General features: G+C 58.5%; 10 protein-coding genes. 7 read left to right on the top strand and 3 right to left on the bottom strand.

The annotated features are described in order from the left end of the window. The first annotated feature begins 24 nt into the window (after positions 1 to 24). The 6 genes from peaD to J3Q04_RS11200 all read left to right on the top strand — a co-directional run bounded on the left by peaD (position 25) and on the right by J3Q04_RS11200 (position 7,554). The gene (peaD, locus tag J3Q04_RS11175) at positions 25 to 1,143 is read left to right on the top strand and encodes a quinohemoprotein amine dehydrogenase subunit beta (RefSeq protein ID WP_434606167.1); all 1,119 of its coding nucleotides are present in this window, start codon (positions 25 to 27) and stop codon (positions 1,141 to 1,143) included. Between the two features lie 80 nt (positions 1,144 to 1,223). After that, the gene (locus tag J3Q04_RS11180) at positions 1,224 to 2,924 is read left to right on the top strand and encodes an AMP-binding protein (RefSeq protein WP_434606165.1); all 1,701 of its coding nucleotides are present in this window, start codon (positions 1,224 to 1,226) and stop codon (positions 2,922 to 2,924) included. Positions 2,925 to 2,997: 73 nt separating this feature from the next. Further along, complete coding sequence (locus J3Q04_RS11185; protein WP_434606163.1) at positions 2,998 to 4,983, top strand: M10 family metallopeptidase C-terminal domain-containing protein; 1,986 nt, start codon at positions 2,998 to 3,000, stop codon at positions 4,981 to 4,983. A 163-nt stretch (positions 4,984 to 5,146) separates the two neighbouring features. After that, entirely contained in the window at positions 5,147 to 5,515 is a 369-nt protein-coding gene (locus J3Q04_RS11190) for a RidA family protein (protein WP_420764028.1), read from the top strand. A gap of 45 nt (positions 5,516 to 5,560) precedes the next feature. Then, the gene (locus J3Q04_RS11195) at positions 5,561 to 6,439 is read left to right on the top strand and encodes a LysR substrate-binding domain-containing protein (RefSeq protein ID WP_434606160.1); all 879 of its coding nucleotides are present in this window, start codon (positions 5,561 to 5,563) and stop codon (positions 6,437 to 6,439) included. 188 nt (positions 6,440 to 6,627) lie between these two features. Further along, positions 6,628 to 7,554, top strand: coding sequence for an AEC family transporter (locus J3Q04_RS11200; RefSeq protein ID WP_434611594.1), 927 nt, complete (start codon positions 6,628 to 6,630; stop codon positions 7,552 to 7,554). A gap of 111 nt (positions 7,555 to 7,665) precedes the next feature. On the opposite strand, the gene J3Q04_RS11205 is transcribed toward J3Q04_RS11200, so the two are convergent. From J3Q04_RS11205 to J3Q04_RS11215, 3 genes are all read right to left on the bottom strand, one after another. Further along, positions 7,666 to 9,816 carry a TonB-dependent receptor gene (locus J3Q04_RS11205; RefSeq protein ID WP_434606158.1) on the bottom strand — a complete coding sequence of 717 codons (2,151 nt, stop codon included), beginning with the start codon at positions 9,814 to 9,816 and terminating at the stop codon, positions 7,666 to 7,668. A 71-nt stretch (positions 9,817 to 9,887) separates the two neighbouring features. Further along, entirely contained in the window at positions 9,888 to 10,277 is a 390-nt protein-coding gene (locus J3Q04_RS11210; protein WP_434606155.1) for a DUF2946 family protein, read from the bottom strand. A gap of 73 nt (positions 10,278 to 10,350) precedes the next feature. After that, the gene (locus tag J3Q04_RS11215; RefSeq protein ID WP_434606153.1) at positions 10,351 to 11,058 is read right to left on the bottom strand and encodes a TetR/AcrR family transcriptional regulator; all 708 of its coding nucleotides are present in this window, start codon (positions 11,056 to 11,058) and stop codon (positions 10,351 to 10,353) included. A gap of 135 nt (positions 11,059 to 11,193) precedes the next feature. Between J3Q04_RS11215 and J3Q04_RS11220 the strand changes: the two genes are divergently transcribed. Then, positions 11,194 to 12,075 (top strand): DMT family transporter, encoded by an 882-nt coding sequence (locus J3Q04_RS11220; RefSeq protein WP_434606151.1) that lies wholly within the window; start codon positions 11,194 to 11,196, stop codon positions 12,073 to 12,075. Positions 12,076 to 12,231: the final 156 nt, after the last annotated feature.

Raw genomic sequence — 12,231 nt, forward strand, 5'->3', positions numbered from 1 at the left:
TCGGTCATGAAGAAGGATTCCAGCATGCAATGCATCAAAGCCTGCGGCTTGGCCGCGTTCGGTGTCCTGGGCGTTATCTCATTCGATGTCCTGGCCGATGAAAACACCGCACTGCAAAGCGGTCACGAGTACATGGTGACCACCAATTATCCGAACAACCTGCACGTGATCGACCTGGCCACCGACAGCCTGTTCAAGACCTGCAAGATGCCGGACGCCTTCGGTCCCGGCACCGTGCAACTGTCGCCGGATCGCAAGACCGCGTACGTGTTGAACAACCATTACGCGGATATTTACGGTGTTGAGCTGGACAGCTGTAAACAGGTCTTTCACGCCAGCATCACCCAGAAACCGGGGGAGAAAGCGAAATCCATGTTCGCTTTTACTGTTGGCCACGACGGCAAGGAACTCTTTGCCATCGCCAACCCGACGTTGATGCTCAACGACCGTTACGAAGTACAGCAACCCCGGCTCGATGTGTACGCCACCGATGCCGGCATGAACGCCAAACCTGTTCGCAGTTTTCCGGCACCGCGGCAGCTGACCATCATGCAAAGCGGTGACGATGGCACGCTGTATGTGGCGGGAGCGGATGTCTACAAGGTCAACGTGAACACCGGCAAATTCGACGTGCTGATCCCCAGTCGTCATTGGAAGCGTGAAAACTACAGCGCGCCGGACGTGCTTTATGTGTGGAACCAGCAAACGTACCGCCATGATTTTTCGCTGCTCTATACCGCCGCGAAATTCAAGGACAAGCAGCAGGACCCGGCCACCGCCGAATACCTCTATGGGTTGTTCAGCATCGACATGAAAACCGGCAAGACCGAAACCACCGACTTCGGCCCTCTGACGGAGATCTATTTCAGTGGCATGCGTTCGCCCAAGGACCCGAACCTGATGTTCGGTGTACTCAACCGTCTGGCCAAGTACGACATCAAGCAGAAAAAACTGCTTCAGGCCGCCACGCTGGACCATTCCTTTTACTGCATTTCGTTCAACAAGGCCGGCAGCAAAATTTACCTGGCGGGTACCTTCAACGACGTAGCGGTGTTCGACGCCGACAGTTTGAAGCAGATCGGCAACATCAAATTGCCCGGCGGTGATATGGCGATTACCACGGCGCAGATATTCACGCGTTAAAAACAAAGAGGGCAAGCCATTCAACAAAGCGCCGTGGTTGAAACCCCGGACCACATTTGGATCGTACAGAGAGAACAGATATGAGTGTCCCCAGTTACACCCGTGGACCGCAAACCACACCCTTGCTGGCGATGACCATTGGCGCGGCGTTCGACCGAGCGGTGGAACGGTTCTGCGATCGCGAAGCGTTGGTCGTACGGCATCAAGGGCTGCGCTACACCTGGGCACAGTTGGCCGAGGAGGTGGACTGTTGCGCACGAGGATTGCTCGCGCTGGGTCTCAAGGCCGGTGAACGGGTCGGCATCTGGTCGCCGAACTGCGCGCAATGGTGCATTGCCCAATTCGCAACCGCCAAGGTGGGAGCGGTGTTGGTGAACATCAATCCGGCCTACCGCCTGACCGAGCTTGAATACACCCTCAAGCAGTCGGGGTGCTGCTGGCTGATTTGTGCCGATTCGTTCAAGACCTCCAACTACCACGCGATGCTTCATGATCTGCTGCCCGAACTCCAACGCTGCGCCGTAGGCGCACTGCAAAGTGGCCGGTTGCCTGAGTTGCGGGGCGTGATCAGCCTTGGCGATGCGCCAGCCGCCGGTATGTTGTCATGGGAGGGGTTGCGAGACCTGACGGAACGAGTGGCTCCGGAGCAATTGCGCGAACGCGGCGAACAATTGCAGTTCGACGATCCGGTCAACATCCAGTACACCTCGGGGACCACCGGATTCCCTAAAGGCGCCACCCTCAGCCATTACAACATCCTGAATAACGGCTTTATGGTCGGTGAAAGCCTGAAGCTCAGCGAGCAAGACCGGCTGGTAATACCGGTGCCGTTGTATCACTGCTTCGGCATGGTCATGGGTAACCTGGGTTGTGTCACCCACGGAACGACAATGATCTACCCCAGTGCGGCGTTCGATCCTCTGGAGACCTTGCGGGCCGCCGCACAGGAGAAAGCGACCGGCGTGTATGGCGTGCCGACCATGTTCATCGCGATGCTCGACCACCCGCAGCGCCAGTCATTGGATTTGAGTCATCTGCGAACGGGCATCATGGCCGGCTCCACCTGCCCGATCGAAGTCATGAAGCGGGTGATCGAAGACCTGCACCTCAAGGAGATGCAGATCGCCTACGGCATGACCGAAACCAGCCCGGTCTCCACCCAGACCGGGCCGGAGGACGATATCGAACACCGAGTCACCCGTGTCGGCCGCACCCAGCCGCACTTGGAAAGCAAGGTCATCGACGAACAGAACCGGGTCGTTCCTCGCGGTCAGATTGGCGAACTGTGTACTCGCGGCTACAGCGTGATGCTGGGCTACTGGAACAACCCGCAGGCGACCGCGCAGGCCATCGACGATGCGGGCTGGATGCACACCGGCGACCTGGCAATCATGGACGACGAGGGTTATCTGAAGATCATCGGGCGCAATAAGGACATGATCATTCGAGGGGGCGAGAACGTCTACCCGCGCGAAATAGAGGAGTTCTTCTTCAGCCACCCTTCGGTGGCAGACGTTCAGGTCATCGGTGTTCCGGACAAGGTCTATGGGGAAGAGATCGTTGCTTGGATCAGGCTGCACGAGGGACACCAGGCAAGCGCTGAAGAGCTGCGCGATTACTGCAAGGGCCGGATCGCTCATTTCAAGACGCCACGCCACTTCAAGTTCGTTGACAACTTTCCGATGACCGTCAGCGGTAAGGTGCAGAAGTTCCGCATGCGTGAAATCAGCGTAGAGGAACTGGGAACGCCCGGTTCGCCGATGCCCTTGATAGGCGGTTGAGGGATGAAAAGTGGCAACCTGACTGACCCATGTCTATAGTTTTTGGCGCCTAATAGCTACAGGAGACATGGACATGAGTCAGGACATTTCGCCCGCCGCTGCAGCGGCGCGGAACACAGGCATGGTTGCCACCACCTTATGGGGCTCGGACACTGTCGCAGGTATCACGGTCGATCCGGACGGTGCTATCTGGCTGGGCGCTTACAGTCGCCTGGGATTGGGAGGCGAAGAGGACTCGGGCTTCACCGGTAGCGTGGTCCGGTTCAATGCCGACGGTAGCCTGGACCGCAGCTTCAGTGGAGACGGTAAATCGCTTCTTCCTGTGTCGCTCGATATCGAGGACGGCGGTAATGCCGCGGTGCAGCCGGGAGGCGGTTACCTGGTGGCGCAGTACGTGCAAGTCGGCGACGCCTGGGTATCGGGGGTAAGTCGCACCTTGGCGGACGGCAGCCTGGATACGAGTTTCGGGAATGGCGGCACCGCGATCGTGCCTTTTTACTGGAATGACAATTTAGGCCAGCAAGCGTCGTTCTCCGTGCAACGCGACGGAAGCTTTTTCGCAAGCGCGGGGTATCCCTCCGGGGAGATCTATATCGCCCGCTTCGACGCGACGGGGGCCTTGATCCCGTCTTTCGCAGAGGCAGGGGTCTTGCACCTGCCAGCCTCCGTCGGCATTCACCCCGGCGGCACGATCGACGTTTCGCTGCAGGAAGACGGGAAAGTATTGGTCACAGGGCAAGATACCCTGACCCGCCTCAACCCGGACGGTACCCTGGATAGCGGCTTCGCGAACGGGGGCAGCCTGGCCCTGGATGTTCATGCGGATGCCCTCGTCATCCAGGATGACGGCAAAATCCTGCTGGCGGGCGCCTCGGGGGGCGTGGCGACCGTCACCCGACTCAACGCCGACGGCTCGCTCGACAGCAGCTTCGGTGACCAGGGTAAGGTGAGTTGGGGCTCGCAAAACGCTCCTTTTGCGATCGCCGACATGATTGTGCTGGCCAACGGCAAGGTATTGATTGGCGCAAGCCAAGGTACAAGCGCGGACGGCTACCTGGCCTCCCTGGTTCAGTTGAACCCCGACGGTAGCCTGGACCACAGCTTTGGCAATCCCGACGACGGCTATCACCACGTCGACGGTGGCCGCGATGATGATTTCTTGCCCGGTACCGCGTCATTCGACGATGCGATCTCTGGCGGAGCCGGTAACGATCTGCTCGATGGCCAGGAAGGTCGTGACCTGCTGACGGGCGGGGCCGGTGCCGATACGTTCCGTTACGAGTCAGTCGCAGACAGTTACCGAACCGCAACCACCGCCCATAGCGACCGAATCACCGACTTCGACCCCAGCACCGATACCCTCGATCTCTCATCCCTGGGCTTTCTCGGGCTGGGCAATGGCTATGACGGAACGCTGGCGATACGCGTCAATGAAAGCGGGACGCGGACCTACCTCAAGAGTTTCGAGGCCAACGCGGATGGGGAACGCTTCGAAGTGGTCTTCGAGGGTAATCTGGGCCAAACGCTGGATGAAACCAACGTCCTGTTCCAGCAAGCCAGGTTGGTGGGCACCGAAGGGGACGATCGTTTACAAGGCAACGCCCGAGGCGAAATCATCGAAGGGCACGCGGGCGATGATCGCCTCTATGGAGCGTTAGGCAATGACGTATTGATTGGCGCAGAAGGCCGGGACCAATTGGTCGGTGGCGGCAACAACGACGTGTTCCGCTTCGACCTGCTGAGCGACAGCTACCGTACCGCCACCGAAAACCACACTGACCGCCTGATGGACTACACCACGGGTGAAGACACGATCGATGTGTCCGCCTTGGGCTTTACCCGACTCGGCAATGGGTACAACGGCACCTTGGATGTGGTTGTCAATGAAGCCAAGAACCTGACTTACTTGAAGAGCTACGAAGCCGACGCATCAGGAGCTCGATTCGAGTTGAGCCTGGTCGGGGATCACTCCGGTTACCGTGACTTGAACATCATCTTCGCCGAGCCCCCGCAAGAGGAGGTCTTTCAATTGATCGGAGTGGCTGACTCGCTGGCGTGAAACGCAAACCTGGCTGTTCCGGGCCTAAGGCGTTGGCATGAAAGGCCCGCTTGGTGTCAATCCAGCTGCGCTGGGCATAACCTTGGCATTTGGTGGTGCCCAGCGTATGGTTCGGCTGGTTGACGGCCCGACCTTAATATTCCCAGTTCATGGATTAAAACCAATGGCAACGATTGAACGTTTTCAGAGCAACGCGCGGATGTCCGGGGTGGTTAGTCACGGCGATCTGCTTTACCTCTCCGGCCAAGTACCTACTGATCTACAGGCTGGCATCGAAGAGCAGACGCAGCAGGTGCTGGCCAAAATCGAAGCCTTGTTGGCGTTGGCGGGCAGCGACAAGGGCCAGCTTTTGAGCGCACAGATCTGGCTTAAAGACATTGATCGTGATTTCGCGGCGATGAACTCAGTGTGGGATGCTTGGCTTCCAACCGACTGCGCTCCTGCACGGGCCACTGTTCAGGCAAATCTGGCGCGACCCGAGGTGCTGGTTGAGATCATGGTAATAGCAGCGAAACCTGCCCTTGATGCTTGATCCCTTTATGACAAGCTCGGCCATCAATCTGCAGGATTAATGGCTATGTCTCTACGCGCACTTCGAACACTGCTTGCCATTGCCCAATACGGTTCTTTTGTTAGGGCCGCGGACGCCGTGCATTTGACCCAGTCAGCGATCAGCCTTCACGTCCGGTCTTTGGAGGAAGATTTCAATACACTTCTGTTTGATCGCTCACGGCGGTTGCCGGTGCTGACGGATGCTGGGCATATTGCCGTTGAGCGCGCGCGAGAAATTCTAGCCTTATACGACGGCATCTCGTCCGAGATTGGAGGCGACACTGAGTTGCGCGGCAGGCTTAGAATCGGTGCCATTCATACAGCGCTGGCGAGCGTGTTGCCTCTCGCGCTGTCGGCATTGCGTGCCGAACATCCTCACCTGCGCATCACTGTTGCGTCGGGAATGTCCGCCGAATTGGCCACGCGCGTAGAGGCGGGCGAGCTTGACGTTGCGATCACCACCGAACCGGTAAAACCACACCCTTACGGCCTGGCAAGCACGGTACTTTACGAGGAAGGGTTCTGGATCATCGCGCCGGTATCACACGCGAATGAGGACTTGAAGCTTCTACTCAAAAGCCAGCCGTTCATTCGATTCGATCGTCGCGCCTGGGCAGGTCGAACCATTGAGCGAGAGCTTCGCGCTATGCGGCTGCGTGTGGAGACCAGCATGGAGCTGGATAGCCAGGATGCGATTATCAAGATGGTCTCAAGCGGGTTGGGCGTATCGATCGTTCCGCTCTCCCGGCATCAAGTCATAAGCTTGAAAACACTGGCCGTTCAACCGTTCGGCATCCCTCAAAAAACCAGGCGTGTGGTATTGCTGGAGCGCGAAGATCGTCCGCTTGCGCGACTGGCGGCAGCGCTGGCGAACGCGGTGAAAGCCCATGTCTTGCCCGATTAACCATGAGTAATACTTGTTGATCACTGAAGTTTAAAACGTTTTTATTTTGGAGTTCGACCTCTTATCGTGGTCCTCAGTCATTGAGTTTTTGGGGGCACCATGATCAATAGACCTACCGTAGACATGCCGCTGATGAGCCGACGGATTGCGGAATGCGAACCGTTGGCACAGAAAATCAAGGCATGCGCATGACCCTCTCCTTGCTGACTGCCTTGTTGCCCATCGCGCTTTTGATCGTGCTGGGCGCGTGGCTCAAGCATCGTCAGTTTTTGGCGGATACTTTTTGGGCGCAGGCAGAGCGCTTGGCGTATTACGTGTTGTTGCCTTCTCTTTTCTTTCACGGACTGGCGACCGCCAACCTTGATGGCGTGCCGTTTCAAAGCATGGTTTCGGTGCTCGTATTCTCGACTGTTGTGGTATCGCTAATGTTGTTGAGCGCCAGATCGCTGATCACCACGGACGATGCTGCGTTCACTTCGGTTTTTCAGGGGGGGATACGTTTCAATAATTACGTGGGCGTGTCGGCAGCTGCGGGCTTGTTCGGTGTGCAGGGTATAGCCCTGGCCGCGGTCGCGAACGCGGCCATCGTGCCCAGTGTGAACATTTTGTGTGTATTGGTCTTCGCAAAGTACGGCTCAGGCGGCAGGATGCCATTGGGCAAAGTCCTCAAACAGTTGGCACTGAACCCGCTGATACTTGCGTGCTTCGCCGGCGGATTGATCCAATTCTCGGGCTGGGGATTACCTGTGGGCATTGAGCCGATGCTCAAAGCCTTGGGACAAATGTCACTACCGCTTGGATTGCTCTGCGTGGGTGCTGCGCTTGAGTTCGCAAGCATCAGGCAATGGTGGCGTCCGGTTGGTTATTCGTCGCTGACCAAGTTTTTAATCATGCCGCTGGTGACACTTTGGGCGTGCCACCTATTCGGGCTTGAAGGAAAGGCCGCGGTTGCAGCACTTCTGTTCCAAGCACTGCCCACGGCCTCGTCCTCCTACATCATGGCAAGGCAGTTAGGAGGGGATGCCCCCCTTATGGCTGGGATCATCGCTTGCCAGACCATGCTGGCAGGACTGGCACTTCCAGCTGTAATCCTCGTGATGACCCAGTGGATTTGAGCGCGCGCTCAGCCATGCTACCAGGCTAGCCAACGCGGGACGGCCTGCGCTCCGACTCATAATCAGACACGTCAGGCCGTCAGACGACTTGTTGCAGTGCGTTCAGGCTTGTCAGTACTTCCACTGCATGGCGACTTCCAGACTGCGCGGTTCCCCCACGTAATATTGAGTGTTGCTCTGGTGGATGAAACGGGCATAGACCTCGTCGGTCAGGTTGCGCAGGCGCGCGCTGACTTGCAGGTGTTTGTCCAGGTCGTGGGTCATGGACAGGCCGTACAGGGTGTAGGAAGGCACCCACATCGTATTGGCGGTGTTGGCGTAAACCGACGACACGTAGCGCGCGTCGGCCCCGAGTTGCCAGCCAGGAGCCACGTCATAGGTCAGCCAGAGATTGGCTACCCGATCTGGAATGTTCACCGGATTATTGCCTTTGCGTGAGTGCACGACGCCTGCGATGGTTTCATTGAACTCGTCGTACTCGGCCCTGACCCAAGTGACGTTGCCGGCCGCCAATAGCTTGGGCGTGACCTTGAACGACGCTGCCAGCTCAATGCCGGTGGAGGTTTGCTGACCCGCTTGTTCGGTGGTGTTGGGCACCGTCGAGGAGGGGACGGAGATGTTCTTGCGCACGATGCGGTAGGCCGCGGCGGTGGCCGAGCCGCGACCGTCAAGAAAATCGAACTTGCTGCCCACCTCGACTTGGCGACCGGTGCTCAAGTCAAAATCGCCCACCTGGGCAATGGATGCGCTGGTCAGCGTGCCTCCCGGCGGCTCGGCCGACGTACTGTATTGGGTATAAAGGCTGACATTGAACGTCAGGTCGTACACCAGGCCCACGCGACCCGTGACTGCATCCCAACGCTTGTCGAGCCTGGCCTGGGCCACATGATCGACGACCTCGAAGTCGATGTGGTCATAGCGCAGCGCGGTGATCAGCGCCAGTTGTTCGGTCAGGCGCGTACGGTTCTCGACGAAAGCCGAGGAGGTATCGGTCCAGGTGCTGCGACCTTTAGCGCGCGGTGCGTCCATCCCCGGAATGTCCAAAAACTGGCCCGGCTCAACGCCATTTGGGTCGATGGTATCGAAGGCACCTTTGGACAGTGGGTAGTTGGTTTGCTGGTTGGTGTTGTAATCCACGCCCAGGGCCCAATCGCTGGCCAGGCCGAACAGCTGAGCCTGGTGAGTCAGCTCGATACGGTCACCGTTGACCTCCTGGTCGTGCCGCTGGCGGTAACCGCCGGAGCGGGCGATGGCACTGTTGTCGCTGTTGTAGCGGTAGACCTCAAGGTTGCGGTAATCGCGCTGGCCGTCGTAGTGATAGAAGGTGTTGCGCAATTGGGTGTTGTCGTCCAGATGGTAGTCGGTGATTGAACGTATCCAGCGGGTGCGCTGCTCGTAACGACCGTCCTCGACGTTGTAGTTGTTGAAGCGGTTGTGCTTGTCGATGTGCAGCTTGCCGGTCAGCGGTTGCAATACCGGCGTGCCCCAGTAGGGACTGTCTTCCTTCTCCTCCAGATATTCGATCGCCAGCGTATGGGAGAGTCGGTCGTTGATGTCGCTGAGCAGGGAGAAGGCCAGGTTGCCCGCACCGTTCTCCTGGCGATCGATGTAGCCGTTGCTGCTGGTGCGGCTGTAGTCGAGCCGCGCATAGTGACGTGGACCGTCACCGCTGTTGAGCGCCTTATTGAAGCCGACTGCGGTTTCCCAAGTGTCGTAGCGACCGTAGCTCATCCGGCCCTCGAAGGTATCTTCCTCGCGGTTGGCGAGCTTGGTGATCACGTTCAGGCTGCCACCCAAGGCACCGCTGCCGTTGAGGAACGAGGAGGGGCCGCCGAGCAATTCCACCCGGTCATAAATCCATGCGCCGACCGGACGCGCTGCGCCGCCGTATTGCAGGTTGATGCCGTTGAACAACTGGCTGATCTGGGCACCGTTGAAACCACGATACGACACATAGCCGCCCCAGCCGGGCGGTGCAGAAGCGTTTACGCCTGGCAGGGCGTTCGCCGCATCCTGAAAGTTGCGCGCGCCGATGCGTTCCATTGTCTTGCGATCGGCCACGCTCACAGAGGCCGGGTTTTCCCGGGCACTGAGGTTCAGACGCGAGCCGCTTTCGATGGGGGTGTCCAGGTCCAGGCTGGTCGCCGGTTTCGGCTGGTCGGCCGAGGCGTTGATATAGCTGGTGGGTAAATTCAGGGTTGTGTCTTGCGCCCACGCGCAGGTGCTGCCCGCGAGCAGCGCCAAAGTAGTCAAGCGAAACATGAATAGCTTCCTGGCTTAATTCGATGAGCACACACCGTCCGCGCGTCAGGCAGCGGCTAGTGGTGATGATGTCAAGGCGAGGGAAGCAGGGCGGGGGAGGCGCGAGGATTGATCAGGGGCCAGCGCTGCCTGGGTAAGCAACGGGTAGGTTGTGCGGGCAAGGGCCAGGCTGGTTCGCCGGCAAGCAAGGCGAGCAGTCCGAAGAACGCCGCGAGCAGGATCGCACCGAACAGGCTGGCAATGACGCAATCAGCCTCGACGGGCAGTGACGGGGCGGGCGCATCATGCAGGCTTTCGAAGACTGCACCGCCGCCTGTAGAGCAAAGCAGTCCGCCGTCCAAACCGCTCAATCGCAAGCCGGCCATTTGCCCGTGGCCCATCGCGCACAGCAACGATGCGAACAGGACGCTGAAATACAGTACCCAGGCAATCATCGATTTTTTGCGGCTGGCCAGCTTCATCAGCAAAGCTCGTTGAGAAGGAACGGTTTTTTGGCGAGCGGATTCTACATTTTTTGATCCGTCAGTGGGCTTTTCAACAGTCCGACCTACAGGGACTGCCTTGCTCAGCCTTCAGTCCGGGCAGGAGGGTGTCGCAGAAAAACGTCGCGATGGATTCCGGCGAGCGCGGGCCGCCGGGCTTGATCCACAAGTAGCTGTAATGGTGTATGCCAAGGATAGCCTTGACGGCCAACGCGTCAGCTGTACGGAAGGTCCCCTCGTTCACGCCGGCCTTGAGGATTTGCGACCAGAGCTTTTCATACTGCCGGTGCAGGTCGAGCAACTCGGTCTGGCGCTCGCCAATGACGGAATACACCTCCCGGAAACATACCGTCATTTCGGCCAGGTGAGTGACAATCGTGCGCATCACCATGGCCGAGAACTGGCGAAATTTATCCTCCGCGGGCAGGTCACCCTCGCACAGAGGCGTGCCCTCAGCGATGAGCACCCGCAAGTACCGGCTGGTGATCTCGAACAGGAGCTCTTCCTTGCTGCCGATGTGGTAATACAGCGCGCCTCGAGCCAGGCCGGTGGCTTTTTCCAACTCAGCCATGCCGGTCGCGTGAAACCCGCGCGTCGAAAACAATTGCGCAGCGACTTTCAGTATCCGCTCCTTGGTGCTGGTTTCAGCAGGTTCGGCAGCGACGACGGCGTTCTTTTTTCCCATGGGCCATTTCCAACCGGTTGAGCGGCAATCATACCCATGCGTGCGCGTTGAAGGATACAAATGGGAGAAGCTCATCCGAGGGTCGTAGGAAGATAGTTGTATTGACCGATCGGTACAGAGACGACTATAAGCCCAACGTAGTTGAACGTGTTTCAACGGGCGCGGTGGCGTCGAACGTTCTAAGAGCCTGCCTGGGCATTGGGATCGACCATGACAATAAGCAAACACCCCACACTGGCGTCCAACTCGTCAGCATCGGCCAGATTGATAGCGATGACCTGTTTCGCCCTGTTCGCCTTCGCCGCTAACTCATTGCTGTGCCGCCTGGCGCTTAAGCACACTGATATCGATGCCGCGAGCTTCAGCGTTGTCCGGCTGGTCAGCGGGGCCTTGGTGTTAGGGCTGATGTGCCTCATGAGGCGGTCCTCAACCCTAACCAAAGGCAGTTGGAAGGGCGCCGCAGCCTTGTTCGTTTACGTCTTTGCTTTTTCCTTCGCGTACCGTCATTTGGAGACCGGGACGGGGGCGCTGTTGTTGTTTGGCGCGGTTCAACTGAGCATGGTTCTGTTCGGCTTGTTCAAAGGCGAACGGATGCATACGCGGGCAATCGTTGGGTTTTTGTTGGCGATGGCTGGCCTGGTCAGTCTGCTGCTGCCAGGCGCAGCCGCTCCCGACCCCGTTAGCGCGCTTACGATGCTGTTATCGGGGCTGGCATGGGGAATCTACTCGCTGCTTGGCAAAACTGTCGCCGATCCGCTGGCGACCACAACCGGCAATTTCCTGCGGTCGATTCCCCTGGTCCTGGTGGCAAGCTTGCCGTTTCTCTCAACGCTGCGTTGGGATGCGCTGGGTATGTTTTATGCGGTTCTTTCCGGCGCGCTGGCGTCAGGAGTCGGCTACGCGGTCTGGTATGTCGCGGTGCGTCATCTTGCGGCGTTTCAAGCCGCGACGGTGCAGTTGAGCGTGCCCATCCTGGCTTCGCTGGCGGGTATCGTATTTCTGGGTGAAAGCCTGAGCGTAAGGATGGTCTTGGCATCCGTCGCCGTGCTGGGGGGTGTTGCTTTGGTGCTGGGTAGCAAACGGCACGGCTAGTTGGCATTGGATGGATAACCGTTCGTTTGGCTATGGGCTAAGTTGGTCACGGGTGATTTAGTGAACTTTTACCCTACGAACCCATTCCACTGGTGCAGACGTTGTGCGCAGGCATGACGCTTGAATACCTTCGCGCATTCACATCTGTGACAGAGC

The organism is Pseudomonas sp. D4-21 (genome assembly GCF_051132125.1).
Classification (GTDB): Bacteria; Pseudomonadota; Gammaproteobacteria; order Pseudomonadales; family Pseudomonadaceae; genus Aquipseudomonas.